15 protein-coding genes are annotated in these 18,286 nt (G+C 48.1%); 12 read left to right on the top strand and 3 right to left on the bottom strand.

Features of this window, described 5'->3' with window-relative positions; all coding sequences use genetic code 11:
• Positions 1–19: 19 nt before the first annotated feature.
• The 6 genes from G3352_RS27870 (at position 20) to G3352_RS27845 (ending at position 7,413) form a co-directional block, all read left to right on the top strand.
• Complete coding sequence (locus tag G3352_RS27870) at positions 20–778, top strand: DeoR/GlpR family DNA-binding transcription regulator (RefSeq protein ID WP_076291233.1); 759 nt, start codon at positions 20–22, stop codon at positions 776–778.
• An 82-nt stretch (positions 779–860) separates the two neighbouring features.
• Positions 861–1,613 (top strand): 2-dehydro-3-deoxy-D-gluconate 5-dehydrogenase KduD, encoded by a 753-nt coding sequence (gene kduD, locus G3352_RS27865; protein WP_163761352.1) that lies wholly within the window; start codon positions 861–863, stop codon positions 1,611–1,613.
• 29 nt (positions 1,614–1,642) lie between these two features.
• Positions 1,643–2,488: a sugar phosphate isomerase/epimerase family protein gene (locus G3352_RS27860; protein WP_163761331.1), complete on the top strand. Its 846-nt coding sequence runs from the start codon at positions 1,643–1,645 to the stop codon at positions 2,486–2,488.
• Positions 2,489–2,735: 247 nt separating this feature from the next.
• The gene (locus G3352_RS27855; RefSeq protein WP_163761330.1) at positions 2,736–4,043 is read left to right on the top strand and encodes a homocysteine synthase; all 1,308 of its coding nucleotides are present in this window, start codon (positions 2,736–2,738) and stop codon (positions 4,041–4,043) included.
• Between the two features lie 360 nt (positions 4,044–4,403).
• Positions 4,404–6,416 (top strand): heavy metal translocating P-type ATPase, encoded by a 2,013-nt coding sequence (locus G3352_RS27850; RefSeq protein ID WP_163761329.1) that lies wholly within the window; start codon positions 4,404–4,406, stop codon positions 6,414–6,416.
• Between the two features lie 181 nt (positions 6,417–6,597).
• Positions 6,598–7,413: an alpha/beta fold hydrolase gene (locus G3352_RS27845; protein ID WP_163761328.1), complete on the top strand. Its 816-nt coding sequence runs from the start codon at positions 6,598–6,600 to the stop codon at positions 7,411–7,413.
• A 155-nt stretch (positions 7,414–7,568) separates the two neighbouring features.
• Here G3352_RS27845 and G3352_RS27840 read toward each other — a convergent pair whose 3' ends face one another.
• Positions 7,569–8,300, bottom strand: coding sequence for a ZIP family metal transporter (locus G3352_RS27840; protein ID WP_053779008.1), 732 nt, complete (start codon positions 8,298–8,300; stop codon positions 7,569–7,571).
• Between the two features lie 253 nt (positions 8,301–8,553).
• Here G3352_RS27840 and trxB point away from each other — a divergent pair, with 253 nt between their 5' ends.
• Positions 8,554–9,495 carry a thioredoxin-disulfide reductase gene (gene trxB, locus G3352_RS27835; protein ID WP_163761327.1) on the top strand — a complete coding sequence of 314 codons (942 nt, stop codon included), beginning with the start codon at positions 8,554–8,556 and terminating at the stop codon, positions 9,493–9,495.
• Positions 9,496–9,554: 59 nt separating this feature from the next.
• On the top strand, positions 9,555–9,785 hold the full coding sequence (locus tag G3352_RS27830; protein ID WP_056693307.1) for a glutaredoxin family protein: 231 nt from the start codon (positions 9,555–9,557) through the stop codon (positions 9,783–9,785).
• A 225-nt stretch (positions 9,786–10,010) separates the two neighbouring features.
• Here the strand turns inward: G3352_RS27830 and G3352_RS27825 are convergent, their stop codons facing one another.
• Complete coding sequence (locus G3352_RS27825; protein WP_053779005.1) at positions 10,011–10,208, bottom strand: hypothetical protein; 198 nt, start codon at positions 10,206–10,208, stop codon at positions 10,011–10,013.
• Between the two features lie 145 nt (positions 10,209–10,353).
• Entirely contained in the window at positions 10,354–11,520 is a 1,167-nt protein-coding gene (locus G3352_RS27820; protein WP_090904760.1) for an ROK family transcriptional regulator, read from the bottom strand.
• A 200-nt stretch (positions 11,521–11,720) separates the two neighbouring features.
• Between G3352_RS27820 and xylA the strand changes: the two genes are divergently transcribed.
• From xylA to G3352_RS31760, 4 genes are all read left to right on the top strand, one after another.
• Complete coding sequence (gene xylA, locus G3352_RS27815) at positions 11,721–13,037, top strand: xylose isomerase (protein WP_063566575.1); 1,317 nt, start codon at positions 11,721–11,723, stop codon at positions 13,035–13,037.
• Positions 13,038–13,571: 534 nt separating this feature from the next.
• A complete protein-coding gene (gene xylB, locus G3352_RS27810) occupies positions 13,572–15,065 on the top strand; it encodes a xylulokinase (RefSeq protein WP_163761326.1) in 1,494 nt (497 codons plus the stop codon).
• 294 nt (positions 15,066–15,359) lie between these two features.
• Positions 15,360–16,076: a glycosyltransferase family 2 protein gene (locus tag G3352_RS27805; RefSeq protein ID WP_240343263.1), complete on the top strand. Its 717-nt coding sequence runs from the start codon at positions 15,360–15,362 to the stop codon at positions 16,074–16,076.
• A 913-nt stretch (positions 16,077–16,989) separates the two neighbouring features.
• Positions 16,990–18,060: a glycosyltransferase gene (locus G3352_RS31760; RefSeq protein ID WP_205525099.1), complete on the top strand. Its 1,071-nt coding sequence runs from the start codon at positions 16,990–16,992 to the stop codon at positions 18,058–18,060.
• The last annotated feature ends 226 nt before the right edge of the window (positions 18,061–18,286 follow it).

Raw genomic sequence — 18,286 nt, 5'->3', positions numbered from 1 at the left:
AACAGGAAGTTGATCTGTGATGAATCCATTGAAAAGACATGAAAAAATTATGGAGGCTCTGCTGGAGCGGCAGGAAGTCACCGTTAGTGATTTGAGTGAACTGCTGCAGGTGACGGGCAAGACCGTACGGGAGGATCTCGATAAGCTGGAAGGCATGGGATTGCTCGTACGTGTCCATGGGGGTGCGATGCTGGCTCAGAATGACCAGTACGGCATCCTCACAAGTCGTGGGGCTACGGAAAAGCACCATTCGGAGAAAACAGAGATTGCCGAGCGAGCCCTTGCTTATATCAGGCCAGGAGATATTGTTGCGCTGGACGGCGGAAGCACCACGTTGGAGATGGCGAAACGAATGGACAATCAGTCCATTACCGTAGTCACCAATGATTTGTTCATTATTGCTGAGCTGACCAAAAAGGAGCAGGTGCGACTGGTTGTGCCCGGCGGAGCAAGAGTCCGCAATATGCTGGTGGGAGACGATACGGCTGCCTTCATTTCCGGTCTCAACATTCACAAAGCGTTTATCTCCACGACGGCACTTCATCCGGAATTTGGACTTTCCATATATACAGGAGATCTGGTGCCACTAAAAAAAGCAATGATCTCTGCTTCTCAGCAGGTCTATGGCGTCGTGGATCATTATAAATTCGGACAATTTGCCCTTCGGACTTTTGCACACTGCTCGGAGTTGGACTGCATCATCAGCGACAGTCGGCTGGATGAGGAGACAGCGTCCCTTTACAGGCAAAATGGTATCGAAGTGGATTATCAGAGCTGACCTTCAGTTCCACAGTGGTTACGTGACTGCCGAGGCTGAAGAACACGGTTTGCAACCCAATAACCATGCGGAGGAATCATTCATGAACCCATTTGATTTAAGCGGACAAGTTGCACTTGTCACTGGTACATCAGGAGGTCTGGGGCAAGGAATGGCGATTGGCCTTGCTGAAGCCGGTGCGGATGTTGTGCTGGTGTCTTACTCCAATCCATCGGAAACAGCGCGTGCCATTGAGGCTCTAGGACGCAAAGCGTATGTAATTGAAGCTGACTTGAGCCGTGAGGACGAATTGACCGGGGTGTTTGAAAAGGCATTAGCCTTTCAAGGGAGAATTGATATTCTGGTCAACAATGCGGGAATTATTCGTCGTACACCTGCAGTCGATCACGGTCAGCAGGACTGGCATGATGTCATTGGTCTTAACCTGAATACGGTATTTTTCCTGAGCCAGTTGGCTGGCAGACATATGATTGAACGGGGAAGTGGCAAGATCATTAACATTGCCTCCATGCTGTCTTATCAGGGTGGAATTAATGTACCGGGATACACGGCCAGTAAACATGGGGTAGCCGGTTTAACGAAAGCACTCGCAAATGAATGGGCAGGCAAAGGTGTTCAAATCAACGGGATTGCACCAGGCTATATGGAAACAGACAATACGACTCAGATCCGCGCCGATGAAAATCGTTACCGTGACATCACGGCACGGATTCCGGCTGGACGCTGGGGAACACCTGAGGATCTGAAAGGTCCGGTTGTTTTCCTGGCATCGGCGGCTTCGGATTATTTGAATGGTCACGTACTGAATGTGGATGGCGGCTGGATGGCTCGTTAACGCTGTCAGCGATCAAAGGAGGTAACGACATGAAACTTGGTATTCTTGCGCATACGTTTGGCAAACAGCCTACAGCACAGCTTGCACAGACCATCGCGGATAACGGATTTAATTCGGTCCAGCTGGCATTAGCCAAGGCCTTGTCGGATGTGGATTCGGCCAATGGCAAGCTGAGCCCTGGACTGGCGAACGAGATCGGAGATCAGTTTGCACAGCGTGGAGTCAAGATTGCGGTACTAGGTTGCTACATCAACCCGATTGATCCTGATCCTGTGGCCCGTCGTGCAGACATTGATCGATTCAAGGAGCATCTGCGTTATGCCCGGGATTTCGGTTGCAGCATGGTCGCGACGGAGACTGGGGGCCTAGATACGTATCGCGACTCTCATCCGGACGGATATGAAGACAAGGCGTGGACGGTGCTGCGAGAGACGGTAGAGGAACTGGCGGAAGAGGCGGAAAAGTGGGGCGTTCATGCGGCGATTGAGCCTGTATCTACTCATACGCTACATACACGTGAACATATGATCCGTCTGTTTGAAGACATTCCTTCATCCAATCTGGGCATGCTGTTCGATCCTTGTAATCTGATCAAACAGCCACATGTGGCTGACCAGTCTGCATTCCTGCGTGAAGTGATGGAAACGCTGTATCAGCGCATCATTGTCATTCATGCCAAAGATGTGGCTTTCAATGCGCAGGGTGAGAAGTTCAATCCGGTGCCGGGTGAGGGCATTCTGGATTATCCGTTATTTTTTGAACTATTGAAGACCTATAAACCACACATCGATATTTCACTAGAAGGGGTAACGGCGGAGGAAGCTGTCCCGGCGGCCAAGCATTTACGTGAGATTTGGAGTGGCGTTCGGGTATAAACGGTATAAATTCGCGCAGAAGTTCAGCAGCTGATGGTTGCAAAAAAATCCTTAAAACCTTTGCTCCCGCAAAGGTTTTTTTGGTGTAGCAGTCTTCATCATACATATTTAATATTTCTCATCGGAAAAATCGGAAATATTTCTTTTCAAAAGCGACATCTTGTGAGAGAATATGGAAAACATACGCCACCATGTCATGACATCTAGGGATTTGCCAAACGTATAAGTTAAGGGAGGAAACAGATTTATGTCAAACGAACGTGAGCTTTCATTTGAAACATTGGCAATTCATGCCGGCCAGGAGATTGATCCGACCACCCATGCACGTGCAGTACCGTTGTACCAAACAACATCCTACGGATTCCGTGATACGGAGCATGCAGCCAATCTGTTTGGATTGAAAGAGTTTGGCAATATCTATACACGTCTGATGAATCCGACCACGGATGTGTTCGAACAACGTATTGCTGCACTTGAGGGAGGCGCTGGTGCACTGGCTACCGCTTCCGGTCAGGCAGCGATTACGTTCTCCCTCTTAAACATCGCAGGTGCGGGAGATGAGATTGTTTCCGCAGCGAGTCTGTATGGAGGAACGTACAATCTGTTCTCAACCACACTACCGAAACTTGGCTTAGATGTAAAGTTTGTAGATTCCAGTGATCCTGAAAATTTCCGGGCGGCGATTACGGACAAAACAAAAGCATTGTACGCTGAAACGATTGGTAATCCGCAAGGCAACGTACTGGATATTGAAGCTGTGGCAGCTATCGCCCATGAACATGGCATTCCTTTGATTGTAGACAATACATTCCCAAGTCCATATCTGCTTCGCCCAATCGAACATGGAGCCGATATTGTCGTTCATTCGGCTACCAAATTTATTGGCGGTCACGGTACTTCCATTGGTGGAGTTATTGTGGACAGCGGCAAATTTGACTGGAAAGCGAGTGGCAAGTTCCCGGGACTGACAAAGCCGGATTCCAGCTATCATGGTGTCGTATATACAGAAGCGGTTGGACCGATTGCTTATATTATCAAAGCTCGTGTACAATTGCTGCGTGACTTTGGTGCTACGATCTCACCTTTCAATTCATGGTTGCTCATTCAAGGACTGGAGACACTGCATCTGCGTGTTGAACGTCATAGCAGCAACGCACTGGCTGTGGCGCAATATCTGGAGAAACATGAGGATGTGGAATGGGTAAGCTACGCAGGTTTGCCGAGTCACCCTTCCTATGAACTGGCACAGAAGTATTTGCCGAAAGGCCAGGGAGCCATTCTGACCTTTGGTATCAAAGGCGGAGTGGATGCAGGACGCAAACTGATTGAAAATGTGAAGCTGTTCTCTCACCTTGCCAACGTAGGTGACTCCAAGTCACTGATCATTCATCCGGCAAGTACGACGCACCAACAGCTGACAGAAGATGAGCAGACTGCAGCCGGAGTTAATCCTGAGCTGATTCGTTTATCTGTAGGTACAGAGAATATTCAGGATATCCTCTACGATCTGGAGCAAGCCATTAAAGCTAGCCAGCAATCAAACGTTAGTGTTTAATTCATAACGTTAATAAATTAAATTCAAACGAGCCGCTTGTCCTTATGGACGAGTGGCTTTTTTTATTTTACATCGGCTAAGGTGAAAAACCCGTTTACAAATACAGAGCACAGGCATATAATAAAGCGAAAGTTGTATTGGGTAAAAATAATTGCATAAGTACAAAAATGATTATCATTCTCAATCAAAATGATTTGAAAATCATTCAATAACCATGCTGCTGCGGGATTCCCGCAGCAGCATGTGTCATTTTTAGGGTATTAACAATGGCTCTCATTCTCAATACGACTTCAATACAGGGGACATGGATGCAGCAAAGTGCAATCCACAACCCGACATTCAGAAAGGATTGTGATTCATATGCAAGCGATACACCAACCCATTCAAACCCAAGCAAAAGCTGAACAGCGTTCAGCTAATACACCTGGCCCAGGCCGAGGGCGCAAACCAGACTTTCGGGCTATGCTGCGCAACAAGGAAATGCAAGCTGCTCTGGGCAGTGGACTTTTAATGTTTATTGCCTGGGCAACGGCATCATGGTCTAACCCGTTATCCGTACTACTATATATTGTTGCGTATGCCATAGGTGGATGGACCAAGGCCAAAGAAGGCATTGAGACACTGGTCAAGGATCGTGATCTCGATGTGAATCTGCTCATGATTGCAGCAGCGTTGGGAGCGGCAGCCATCGGCTACTGGAATGAAGGCGCCATGCTGATCTTTATTTTTGCGTTAAGTGGTGCACTGGAAAGCTATGCAACGGAGCGCAGTCACAAGGATATTTCATCATTGCTTGCGCTCAAACCGGAAACGGCGCTGCGTATTGAGGATGGGAAGATGAATCGTGTATCCATCGATGATTTGCAACCGGGGGATCTGTTGCTGGTGAAACCGGGCGAACTGGTTCCGGCGGATGGTGTCGTGTACCGAGGCAGCTCTTTTATCAATCAGGCCTCGATTACAGGGGAATCCTTTCCCGTAGACAAAATTGCTGGTGACGAAGTATTTGCAGGTACTGTGAACGGCGAAGGTGCCCTATATGTGGAGGTGACCAAATCCGCTGGAGGATCGTTGTTTGGCAAAATCATTAAACTGGTGGAAGAAGCGCAGACGGAAGTGCCGGATTCCCAACGCTTTATTGAGCGATTCGAGGGGATATACGCCCGTATTGTTGTCGCTGTAACGGTGCTGGTAATTGCGGGAACACCGCTATTACTTGGTTGGACGTGGAATGAGGCGTTTTACAAAGCAATGGTCTTTCTGGTTGTAGCTTCACCTTGTGCCCTGGTTTCTTCCATTATGCCGGTCATGTTATCAGCGATGTCCAGCAGTGCACGTCGGGGTATTCTCTTCAAGGGTGGAGCTCATGTGGAGAACATGGCCCAGACCCGGGTGGTTGCTTTTGATAAAACAGGGACATTGACGATGGGTACACCACAGGTGACCGATATTATAACGGCAGACGGATATGAACGGACACAGTTGTTGGGGGCGGTAGCCGCCATTGAGAACCTTTCGGTGCACCCGCTGGCTCGGGCCATTGTGGAGCAGGCAAGCAAGGAGGACATCAACCTCCCGATTGCTGAACAGGTTCAAGCTCTGACAGGCTGGGGGATTGAGGGGAAAGTAGACGGCGTTCTCTGGAAAATTGGCAAAACGGATGAATTGGATACGCATCATATCAGTGAAGTAAATAACGCAAATGATATAGAGAAGCAATTGGGTGTTTCTGATATGAATGATCTTGCTGTGTGGCATGACATACGTGCCCAACTTGAGGGAGAAGGCAAAACCGTGTCTGCCATCACAGCGAACGGGGAGATGGCCGGACTGATCGCGATGAGGGACACTGTGCGCCCACAAGCAGCCGCAGCGGTAAAAATGCTGGAAGCGATGGGTGTGAAAGTGGCTATGCTGACAGGTGATCGTCCCGAATCGGCAGCAGTGATCGCCCGAGAGACAGGTGTGAGCCTGGTATACGCAGGTTTGTTACCCGAAGATAAAGTGAAGCAGGTGCATCTGCTTCGTGAAAAGTACGGGCAAGTGTTAATGGTTGGGGATGGTGTGAATGATGCGCCTGCACTTGCAGCGGCAACGGTTGGCATGGGCATGGGTGTATCGGGTAGCGGCACGGCACTGGAAGTAGCGGATGTTGTACTGATGAATGACAATATTGAAGAAATCGCCTGGGTGATCAGGCAGGCTCGCCGGGCACAGCGGACGGTGAAGCAGAATATGTTTTTTGCCATCACTGTAATTCTGGCTCTAATTGCGGGCAACTTCTTACAAGATGTTGCATTACCATTGGGTGTGGTAGGCCATGAAGGCAGCACGATCCTGGTTATTCTGAATGGACTAAGACTGCTGCGATAACTAAATCCATTTGAAAAAGATGGCGTTTGAACCTTGGGTCAGCGGGTAATGAATCGAAGAGACAATTCCAGGGGAACGTTCTACACGGAGTATGACTAAGGGAACGTTGTTATTGAAACAATACCATGCAGTGCGGCAATCTGCCGCTGCAACGATATGACAATAAAGGGAGCTGTGAAATATGGGACGTTACGTACAAGTGGAACCAAATGTGAGTGTATTTGTTGAAGATATTGGCCAAGGCACACCGGTTGTCTTTTTGCACGGCTGGCCAGTTAATTATAAAATGTTTGAATATCAATTAAATGTACTGCCGAATCATGGCATTCGTGCCATTGCAATAGATTTTAGAGGTTATGGCAAGTCGGACGCTCCGTCCACAGGTTATGACTACGATCGAATGGCGGACGATGTTCGTGCCGTGATTGATGATCTGGAGTTGAGCGACGTGGTGCTTGCAGGCTTCTCCATGGGTGGAGCGATTGCCGTGCATTATATGGCCCGCCATGCGGGACATGGTGTATCCAAGCTGGCGCTATTGTCTGCCGCGGCACCAGTGTTCACGCAGCGTGATGGTTATCCGTATGGATTGACTCCAGCGCAGCTCACCGAGCAGATTATTGAGCCGATCTTCGCAGATCGTCCGAAGCTGCTGGAGACGTTTGGCGGCATGTTTTTCGCGAAGCAGCACAGTAAGCCGTTTATGGATTGGTTCCATGCACTCGGCATGGAGGCTTCATCTTACAGTACGATTAACAGTGCGATTGCCTTGCGCGATGAGGATCTGCGAGGTGACCTGAGTTCGATTCAGGTACCTACAGCGATTTTACACGGGAAGAAGGATGAGATATGCCCATTTGAGTTTGCCGAGGAGATGAACAAAGGCATTGCCGGTTCTCAATTGATTGCTTTTGAGGAGAGTGGTCATGGGGCATTCTATGATGAATTGGAAAAATTCAATGCCGAATTGATTCGATTCATCAAATCCGAATTGTGATCTTCAAACGACCTTTACAGATCGTTCCAACTATTTCATTCAATCTTCATTTGTGAACAAAAAAAGAACCTGGAGGTTCAGCGAGCTGCTGTCCTTTCAGGTTTTTTTGCTGCCCATTCTTGTGTTCATGTGAGGGCTGTTCTTTGTTCTTTCCATTAAAAGAGTTCAGTTAGACCAATCATCGTGATCAGTCCAAGCAGAAAGGAAACCGTTGCCGCCCGTGCATTGCCGTCGCCGTGGCTTTCGGGAATCAATTCCTTGTACACGATGAACATCATCGCACCCGCTGCAAAGGCAAGACCGTAAGGTACCAGACCGGAGACCAGACTACTGAGTGTGTAACCAATCATGGCTGTAACAATTTCAACTGCACCCGTCAGAGTGGCGATACCGAGCGCCTTGAAGCGACCGATGTTCTGATTGACGAGGAAGAGGGCGACCAGGAATCCTTCCGGCGCATTCTGCAATCCAATGGAAAAGGCAATCAGATTGCCAAGTCCTGCGTCACTGCTTGCGTAGCTGACACCTACCGATAGCCCTTCGGGCAGGTTATGCATGGTGATAGCTGCAATGATCATGAAGGCTTTGGCTTCAATTTTGAAAGGCATCTTCTCGGGATTTTCCAGATCCACATGGGGAATCTTCATCTCCAGCACAAGCAGAACCATGCTGCCCAGCATGATACCAAGGGCAAGTACGAACAAATTGGATTGCCCGAGTGCTTCCGGTATGAGATTGTACACCGAGGCAGAGGTCATGATACCTGCTGCGTAGGCAAGCAAAATATCACGCAGGCGGTGTGTTACTTTGCGCATAAATAGAATAGGTATGGCCCCAAGGCCGGTAGACATGGCTGAGATAAAGCTGCCAATGAGTGCATCGTTCATGCTTCCATTTTCCCTCCTGATGAAGACTTCTTCATAATCGCTGCCGAGCATTGACACCGTACATAAAAGAGATCATAATGAACAACAGATTAGAATGATTATAAATTAGAATTCCGTTTCTGCATAGGTTAATTGTCATAACGGGCAGTTCATGTGGACATGATGTAGGCTTTCGTTCTAGTGTATGCAAAAGCATTTGCTTTTGATGCCGGAGAGCCTGACCTTTTTGCAGAACCCGGGGGAGGAACTATACATGTATAAATCAATTATTATTGGAACAGGCCCTGCAGGGCTGACAGCAGCAATCTATCTGGCACGTGCCAACTTGAAACCACTCGTTATTGAAGGACCGCAACCTGGTGGTCAACTGACAACAACAACAGAAGTGGAGAACTTCCCAGGTTTCCCTGACGGCATTATGGGTCCTGAACTGATGGACAATATGCGCAAACAAGCAGAACGCTTTGGTGCAGAATTCCGTACAGGCTGGGTAAACAACATCGATATGAGCGAGCGTCCATTCAAAATTCAGGTTGAAGGCATGGGTGAACTCGTATCCGAAACTTTGATCCTGTCTACAGGCGCATCTGCTAAATACCTCGGTATTCCTGGAGAAGAAACGAATGTGGGCCGTGGTGTAAGCACATGTGCGACATGTGACGGATTCTTCTTCCGTAATAAAGAAATTATTGTTATTGGCGGTGGCGACTCCGCGCTGGAGGAAGCGAGCTTCCTGTCCCGTTTCGGTTCCAAAGTAACCTTGGTACACCGTCGTGAAGAACTGCGTGGTTCCAAAATCATGCAGGATCGTGCACGCAGCAATGAGAAAGTGGAAATGGCATTGAACCGTACCCCTCTTGAAGTGCTAGCTGGTGACAACGGCGTAACTGGATTGAAAGTATTGAACAACGAAACAGGTGAAGAAGAAATCATCCCTGCTAGCGGTGTATTCGTTGCAATTGGTCACACCCCAAACACTGGATTCCTGGGCGGACAAATCACAACCGACGAACACGGTTATATTTTGACTACACCGGGCACATCCGAAACCAATATCCCAGGCGTATTCGCTTGTGGTGATGTACAGGATACCCGATACAAACAAGCGATCACAGCTGCAGGTAGTGGATGTATGGCTGCGATGGATACAGAGAAATATATTGAGAGCTTGGAGCACAGCGCTGTAGTCCTGTAAGGGAAGAGCTGTTTTAATCAATAGATTAGTCTATAAAAAACAATATGAGGTGAATAAACATGGAAAATGTAATTGTATACACATCAACCAACTGCCCAAACTGCAAATCGGTAAAAAGCTTCCTGGCTGACAAAGGTATCGCTTATGAAGAGCGCAACATCGAGACAAGCGATGAGTTCGCACAACAAGTATGGGATATGGGCGTACGTGCCGTACCTCTGACTGTCATTGGTGAACACCGCATTCTGGGTATGAACAAAACTCAATTCGCCAAAGCGCTGGACGCTTAATTTACCCTGTATAGGGTAAGTTCAAGTCACATGCAGCTATTCCGGTTCGCGCGAGCCGTTTGAATATATATTGGAGAAGCCTTAGTCCGTATCAGGACTGAGGCTTCTTTTATCTGCAACATGAAAAATCCCCTTTCACAGCTACAACAGAGCACATGTTTTCATGAACTCTTTTGTGGATGTAAAAGGGGATTTGACGTTAAAATCAAACATATTTTATCTTATCTAAAAAAAGATACTCATAAAGGTCTGAAATACTACATACACCAGTACGCCTGACAGCATGTACATGAAACCAGCCTTCTTTTTGCTCTGAAACAATCGAAGTATGCCAAGGCTGAACAGCGGCGCAAGCACGATCAGGAACAGGAGTACGGTGACAAACATTTGCGCCGAGATATCTGAAGTATCCACGTAGGTCACGAATTTTCACTCCGTTTCGTCATCGGAATTAACACGGCGACATTCATGCCACCATGACAAAAATCACATAACCCTATTATACCTCTGGATTTCTTTAACAAAAAGGGAGGAAATGGGGCAAAATGATGTCAATTTTCATCAGTTATTAGACGGACACTCTTATTTTACCTAGAAATTGGGAGATTGCTGAATAAGCGGCACCAACACGGGTGGACCGACTGCCCAGAGCAGCCCATTCAATCTGCAAACTGCGACGGTGATAGGGCAATGTGCGCTCCTCCACCACTTGTTTCAGCGCCGTTTCAATCCATGGTCCTGCTTCAGAGAGAGGGCCGCCAATAATGATGCGCTCAGGATTGAAACTGTTAACGATATTGGTGATGCCAACCCCCAGTTTGCGGCCGATTTCTTGGTATAGTTTCAATACATCTTCATGGCCTTGCTGTGCATAATCAATCAATTCCCGTGTGGTATGTGCCGGCAAAAGCAACTGATGATCCGGGTGCTCATAAGCTTTCTCCGAAGCATATAACTCCCAGCAGCCACGATTGCCACAGGAGCAAGGTCTGCCTTCTGCTTCAATGGACATATGGCCTGTTTCTCCGGCATATCCCCAGGCTCCTTTGTACAGCTCGCCATCCACCATAATGCCTGAACCAATCCCGATACCTGCACTAATGTAAATCAGATGACGTACACCGATGCCTGCACCAAAATTCAATTCTCCATGCGCACCTGCATTCGCTTCATTGTCGATCGTGACAGGTAGTTCGAATACTTCTTCAAGCATGGCACGCAGGGGAACCTTCTCCCACCCCAGGTTGGGTGCAAACAGCACCGTTCCTTCCTCGTCCACCATGCCCGGCACCCCGATTCCAATGCCAATTACCCCGTGAGGGGAGGGAGGGGCTGCCTGAATCAGATGTTCTGCCGCAAGTTTCAACTGTTCAAATACAGAGGACACATCATGATGTTCCAGCTTCACGGCGTACTCTGTGATAATATGACCTTCCAGATCGGTAAGTACACCTTTTAAGTGGGTCACGCTGAGTTCCAAGCCTACGGCATATCCCGACGTACCGCGAAATAACAACATCAGAGGTTTACGTCCACCGCTGGATTCCCCAGGGCCAATTTCCTGCAAGAGTTCATCATTGATCAGATCGGCAACCAGATTGGATACCGTTGCTTTATTTAGCCCTGTAATCTCGGATACCCGCGCACGGGAGAGGGGGGCATGACGCCGAATCGTATCCAGGACGATCGACTTGTTTATTTTTTTGACCAGCATCTGGTCTCCGGTAATTTTCATATCCATAAGGCACTCCTATTCTTCTATAAAAGGGTTCAGACCCGCAATCCGTAAACAAGCTATTCGACTATTATAGCGTAAACAAACGTGCAAAAAACATTTTTATTTTTACTTTGTTTAACCAATAGACAAAGTATAACCGATGTGTTAGGATAACGTTGTAAACGATTACTTTCAAAACTATTGAGGAGGCATTTTACATGGCCTATTTTGAATCCGTTAATAAAATTTCGTTCGAAGGTAAAGATTCCACGAATCCATTTGCTTTTAAACATTATAATCCGGAAGAAGTTGTAGCCGGCAAATCGATGGAAGAGCACTTCCGTTTCGGCATGGCTTACTGGCATACATTAACAGCGGGTGGTAGTGACCCGTTTGGTGCGGAGACTGCTGTTCGTTCTTGGGATAAATACTCCGGTCTGGATCTCGCGAAAGTACGCGTTGAAGCGGCATTTGAATTTTTGGAAAAAATGAATCTTCCGTTCTTCTGTTTCCACGATGTGGACATCGCACCAGAAGGCAACAGCCTGCGTGAGTTCTACAGCAACATCGATACGATCGTTGACCTGATTGAAGGTCACATGAAATCCAGCGGCAAAAAACTGCTCTGGAATACAGCGAACATGTTCTCCAACCCACGCTTCATGTTTGGTGCAGCTTCCACTTGCAACGCAGATGTATACGCTCATGCTGCAGCGCAAATCAAGAAAGGTCTGGAAGTGGGTAAACGTCTGGGCGCAGAAAACTATGTGTTCTGGGGCGGTCGTGAAGGGTATGACACATTGCTCAACACAGACATGCAACTGGAGCAAGACAACATTGCCCGTATGTTCCACATGGCAGTAGACTACGCGAAGGAAATTGGCTTTGATGCACAATTCCTGATCGAGCCTAAACCGAAAGAGCCAACCAAACACCAATACGACTATGATGCAGCAACTTCCATTGCCTTCCTGCAAAAATACGGTTTGGACAAACACTTCAAACTGAACCTGGAAGCTAACCATGCTACACTGGCTGGTCACACATTCGATCACGAGATCCGCGTTGCCCGCACAAACGGCATGCTTGGTTCCCTCGATGCCAACCAAGGCGACATGCTGATCGGTTGGGATACGGATGAGTTCCCGGTTGACATGTACGATGCTACATTGACAATGTACGAAGTATTGAAAAACGGCGGTATCGGCCGTGGTGGTGTGAACTTTGACGCCAAAGTACGTCGTGGTTCCTTCGAAGCAGACGATCTGTTCCTGGCACACATCGCGGGTATGGATACGTATGCTAAAGGTCTGAAAGTAGCAGCGAAATTGATTGAAGATCGTGTATTCGATGACTTCATCGAAAAACGTTACAGCAGCTTCAGCGAAGGTATCGGTGCAGATGTTGTTGCAGGTAAAGCAACACTGGCTTCCCTTGCAGAGTACGCGCTGAACAACGAAAGCCCACGCAAAAACCAATCCGGACGTCAGGAATTGCTGAGAGCAAAACTCAACCAATACATCCTGGCTGACTAATATCAGTTAGGCTTTTGGTATGGAAGATTGTGAACCAACCATACTTTTTGCCTGTAGTGACGCTTGTGCAGGAGTATAACAAAGTGTGCACGCCAGCATAGCCTAAGCTTGTACCACGGAACGCCTGAACAAGCATGACATTCGGACCGTCCCCGTCTTTCCCCTGGGAAGGCGGAGACGGTTTTTTGATACCCAAGCCAATGATACATGAGTGACCTACAGGCGTATCAAGGTTTCATTTATAACCAATGACGAATCAAGGTCATTGGATTCAATCTTTCCGCTATAAGAACGAGTACGTTTTTACTGTTTTGATATAAATGTTTGTCTAAGATGGTGCATGCAGAACGAAGTGAGCAGAAAGGACCCGAGGAAGCGAAGTGTGCGCATTTATCCCCGGATTTCTCCCTTGCTAAAGGGTATAAAGGAAATCCGGGGGTAACGGCGATCCGAGGGTTTTCTGATCACGGAGTGCCCACATGAGCATCAAAGTTTCATTTATACAATCCTGTTACAAACGAGAGGAGTTAACCCATGAGTTACGTAATTGGTGTCGATCTGGGAACAAGTGCAGTCAAAACTGTGCTGGTTAACCGTGAAGGGAAAGTGGCGTTTGAAGCTTCCGAGGCTTATCCGCTGTACCAGCCCAAAGCTGGATACAGTGAGCAGAATCCCGAGGATTGGGTAGAGCAGACAATTGTTTCACTGCGCAAATTACTGGAGGTGTCCGGCGTACATCCTTCGGAAATTGAAGGACTGAGCTTCTCCGGACAGATGCATGGCTTGGTGCTGGTGGATGCCGAAGGTAAACCGCTGCGCAATGCCATTCTATGGAACGATACACGGACAACGGCTCAGTGCCGCCGCATTGAGAAAGTACTGGACGGGAAATTGTTAAGCATTGCCCGCAACCGTGCGCTCGAAGGTTTTACCCTGCCCAAAATCCTGTGGGTACAGGAGAACGAGCCGGAATTGCTGCAACAGGCAGCGCTGTTCCTGTTGCCGAAGGACTATGTGCGGTATCGCCTGACAGGTGATTATGCCATGGATTATTCGGATGCAGCGGGCACATTGCTGCTGGATGTTGCAGGCAAGCAGTGGAGCAGTGATATTGCGGAAGCTTTTGAACTGCCAGTATCCTTGTGTCCACGTCTTGTGGAGTCATTTGAAGAAGTGGGCACATTGCTGCCTGAGATTGCGGATCAAACCGGACTTGTAGCCGCGACGAAAGTCTATGCAGGCGGTGCGGACAATGCTTGCGGAGCCATTGGCGCAGGCATTCTGAGTGAAGGACAGACGATGTGCAGCATCGGAACGTCCGGGGTAGTGCTTTCTTATGAAGAGCGTAAAGATCTCGATTTCGAAGGCAAAGTACACTTTTTTAACCATGGCGAGAAAGATGCCTTCTATATTATGGGGGTAACGCTTGCGGCAGGATACAGCCTGTCCTGGTTTAAGGATACTTTTGCAGCAGATAAATCATTTGATGTGCTCTTGCAGGGCATTGATGCGATTCCAGCGGGAAGCAACGGGTTGTTGTTTACGCCTTATATCGTTGGCGAGCGTACACCGCACCCGGATGCGAACATTCGTGGCAGCTTTATCGGCATGGATGCCGGTCATAAGCTGGAGCATTTTGGACGTGCTGTGATGGAGGGCATTACGTTCTCGCTGCGCGAGTCCATCGATATTCTGCGTAACGCTGGCAAAACGGTAAACGAAGTCATCTCCATTGGTGGCGGTGCCAAAAATGAAGCTTGGCTGCAAATGCAGGCCGATGTCTTCAATGCAACCATTGTGAAATTGGAAAGTGAGCAAGGTCCAGCAATGGGCGCGGCGATGCTGGCAGCTTATGGCTGTGGCTGGTTCCCATCTTTGCAAGAATGTGCAGCAGCGTTCATTCGCCCTGCCAAATCCTATGCGCCTAACCCGGAAACGGTTAAGGTGTATGATGGACTATTTGCACTGTATCAGGATGTGTACGGGCAAACACGCAGTCTGAATGACCGTCTGGCAGCATATCGTTGATTATTCAGACCTCTTTTATATCGAGATCTCAATAGGTCATTAACAATTAAACCAATGAAATATTATATTAACGAGGCACCTGCGGAAGCGGGTGCCCTTTTTGTCGTTGTCCAAGAAAAGAAGAACATATCGTATTTTGATGGTTCCTAAACGTCATGAAAGGTTCCCTGCCAGACATAACCCTGTTCCAGACGCGCATAGATTAGATATTGAGGTTAACAGGGGTTCTGCCATTTTAATCATCCATAACACATCAGTTATTACGCGTGACAGACTCAGCCTGGAGGTGGGGAGTTGGAAGATCGTGAAGCAACCACGAGGCCGCATGTCACCTTGTCCATGATTGTCCGCAATGAGGAGCACAGGTATCTCAGACAGGCTTTAGAGACTCACCGACCGTGGATTGATCGTGCAGTAATCATTGACGACGGAAGTACAGACCATACCGTTGCTTTATGCCAGGAAATGCTGGAGGGAATTCCGCTTACGTTGGTTGTGAATCCGGCCTCCTTGTTTGCAGATGAGGTGAGTTTACGCAAGCAGCAGTGGGAGACAACAGTGGCTTCCGGACCGGAATGGATTTTGAATCTGGACGCGGATGAAATTCTGACAACGGATTTTGGGACTGTTCGGAACCAACTGTTGGGTGGAACGGAGGATGCTATTTATTTCAGGTTGTTTGATATGTGGAGCGATACACATTACCGGGAAGATCAATACTGGCAGGCTCATGCGTATTATCGGCCATTCCTGGTCCGATACCGACCGGAATGGAGCTATGAATGGAAGGAAACCCCGCAGCACTGCGGCCGTTTCCCGCTAACCATTCAGCATTTTGCCTATGGATGCCACTCGCCTCGGGTGAAGCATTATGGTTGGGCACGTGCAGAGGACCGGATTCGTAAATATGAGCGCTATCAGGCACTGGACCCGGATGCAAGATATGGCTGGAAGGAACAGTACGAATCCATTTTGGATGCAGAGCCCAGACTCTTGCAATGGTCGGAATAAGGGAAGGAGGACAATAGAGTTGAAGAAGGAAAAAGAAAAAGGTAAAGAAGAGCCAAAGGAAAAGATTCTTATCGCAAGTCCTGTTCGGCAGACGGCCCCGGTACTACGTGAATTTCTCCAGTCCTTGGAATCGCTTGAGCGAACGACGGTGACGACAGACTATCTTTTTTTGGACGACAATGAAGAAGAAGCGGCATCCAATATGCTCCATGAGTTTGTACTTCGGCATGAAGGCAGCCTTTTGGATGCCAATGAAGATGAAGCAGATGCCAATCAGGGAAAAGGAATATACAACAAGGACGAGGGTGGGCATTATTGGCGCGACGAACAGATCTGGCGAGTAGCCGGACTGAAAAATCGTATTTTGGCATATGCCCGTGACCAGATGTACGATGCCGTGTTCTTGATTGATTCCGATCTCGTCTTGCATCCACGTACATTGGAACAGCTCGTATCGAACAGGAAGGAGATCATCTCCAATATCTTCTGGACACGATGGCAGCCGGGCACAAGGGAAATGCCACAAGTCTGGTTGCAGGATGAGTACGCCCTCTTTCGTAAAGGAGGAAAACGCAATCCAGGGGAGGATGCAGAGGACGAAGGTACACAAACGGATGCATTCCTGAGGCAATTGTGTACCCCGGGTTGTTATGAAGTGGGGGGACTGGGGGCGTGTACTCTTATTCGCAGGAATGTATTGGAGTCCGGGGTTTCCTATGACCAGATTCCGAATGTATCGTTCTGGGGAGAAGATCGCCATTTTTGCATCCGTGCTCAGGCATTGGGGTTTCGTTTATATGTGGATACACATTTTCCGGCCTATCATATTTACCGACTATCGGAATTGCCGGGAGTAGCTGCTTTTAATCGCAGAGCCACACGCGGAGAGGAATCGATCAGTATTTCGCTGTGTATGATTGTGAAAAATGAAGAGGCTTCCCTTGCCAGATGTCTGGATTCGGTTAATGGGATCGCTGACGAGATTGTGATCGTAGATACGGGTTCGACGGACCAGACGCGTCAGATCGCAGCTCGTTATACGGAACGCATCATCGATTTTGAGTGGGTGGATGATTTTGCGGCAGCACGGAACTTTGCCTTTGAACAAGCAACAAGTGAATATATATTATGGCTGGATGCAGATGATGTGTTTGAACCGGATGACCGGATGAAGCTCATTGAACTGAAGCGTTCCCTGGACCCTGCTGTGGACAGTGTCACGATGGATTATCATCTGTCGTTTACGGCGGAAGGAAAAGTGGCATATAGTCTGAGGCGGAACCGGCTGGTGCGCCGGGATCGGAATTATCGCTGGATCGGTGCAGTGCATGAATATCTGGAAGTAGCCGGTCATTTGCTGCATAGTGATGTGGCAGTCACGCATAAGAAAGATAAGGAATACACGGATCGCAATCTAAAGATTTATCGTAAACGCGAACAGGCAGGGGAGGAATTCTCTCCGCGTGATTTATATTATTTTGGCAATGAATTGAAAGACCACGGGCATCTTGAAGATGCAGTACAGTACTATGGAAAATTTCTGGATACTGGGCTGGGATGGGTGGAAGATCAGATTGCGGCATGCCAGAAAATAGCTGATTGCGAGGCAGCACTTGAACATTCGGAAAAGGAAGTCTCGGCATTGCTGAGATCCTTTGTCTTTGATTTGCCGAGGGCAGAGATCTGCTGCCGATTGGGTGGATATTTTGCTGACCGTGCCGATTACCGCAAAGCCTTATACTGGTATGAACAGGCGACCCGCGCCGTACGCCCGACCGATCCAATGGTAGTATTGAACGAAGCAGCATGGACATGGATGCCGCATTTACAATTGTGTGTGTGTTATGACCGGATGGGCAATCGGGCCAAAGCCAAAGAGCACAATGACATTGCTTTGATGTACCATCCGACACATCCGAGCATGTTGTATAATGATAAGTATTTTAAGGATCTGGAGAAGGATAATGTGCTGGAAAATGCTTAGAACAAACCTCTCTAATGGAACAAAGAGGATGAATAATCCCCTTTTCCATTGAGAGGTTTTTGTGTTCCCATTTAACTTTATACCGGAGACATCAATGCATACTCTCTCACAAGAAATTGGATCAAATGATTTCATCCAGGGGACGATATGCTTTACAATAGTGACTAACGGAAAAGCGGTGATAACGAATACTTGTCTTCGGCTGCCGAATCTATGAAACAAGGGG

The sequence above is a fragment of the Paenibacillus sp. ALJ109b genome (assembly GCF_010747435.1).
Taxonomy (GTDB): Bacteria; Bacillota; Bacilli; order Paenibacillales; family Paenibacillaceae; genus Paenibacillus; species Paenibacillus taichungensis.
This window is presented reverse-complemented; position numbering and strand designations above follow the sequence as displayed.

What these genes read in the sequence shown, in the direction of transcription:
- G3352_RS27870 (WP_076291233.1), top strand. Translation starts at nt 20, where the DNA reads ATGAATCCATTGAAAAGACATGAAAAAATTATGGAGGCTCTGCTGGAG.
- kduD (WP_163761352.1), top strand. Translation starts at nt 861, where the DNA reads ATGAACCCATTTGATTTAAGCGGACAAGTTGCACTTGTCACTGGTACA.
- G3352_RS27860 (WP_163761331.1), top strand. Translation starts at nt 1,643, where the DNA reads ATGAAACTTGGTATTCTTGCGCATACGTTTGGCAAACAGCCTACAGCA.
- G3352_RS27855 (WP_163761330.1), top strand. Translation starts at nt 2,736, where the DNA reads ATGTCAAACGAACGTGAGCTTTCATTTGAAACATTGGCAATTCATGCC.
- G3352_RS27850 (WP_163761329.1), top strand. Translation starts at nt 4,404, where the DNA reads ATGCAAGCGATACACCAACCCATTCAAACCCAAGCAAAAGCTGAACAG.
- G3352_RS27845 (WP_163761328.1), top strand. Translation starts at nt 6,598, where the DNA reads ATGGGACGTTACGTACAAGTGGAACCAAATGTGAGTGTATTTGTTGAA.
- G3352_RS27840 (WP_053779008.1), bottom strand. Translation starts at nt 8,300, where the DNA reads ATGAACGATGCACTCATTGGCAGCTTTATCTCAGCCATGTCTACCGGC.
- trxB (WP_163761327.1), top strand. Translation starts at nt 8,554, where the DNA reads ATGTATAAATCAATTATTATTGGAACAGGCCCTGCAGGGCTGACAGCA.
- G3352_RS27830 (WP_056693307.1), top strand. Translation starts at nt 9,555, where the DNA reads ATGGAAAATGTAATTGTATACACATCAACCAACTGCCCAAACTGCAAA.
- G3352_RS27820 (WP_090904760.1), bottom strand. Translation starts at nt 11,520, where the DNA reads ATGAAAATTACCGGAGACCAGATGCTGGTCAAAAAAATAAACAAGTCG.
- xylA (WP_063566575.1), top strand. Translation starts at nt 11,721, where the DNA reads ATGGCCTATTTTGAATCCGTTAATAAAATTTCGTTCGAAGGTAAAGAT.
- xylB (WP_163761326.1), top strand. Translation starts at nt 13,572, where the DNA reads ATGAGTTACGTAATTGGTGTCGATCTGGGAACAAGTGCAGTCAAAACT.
- G3352_RS31760 (WP_205525099.1), top strand. Translation starts at nt 16,990, where the DNA reads ATGATTGTGAAAAATGAAGAGGCTTCCCTTGCCAGATGTCTGGATTCG.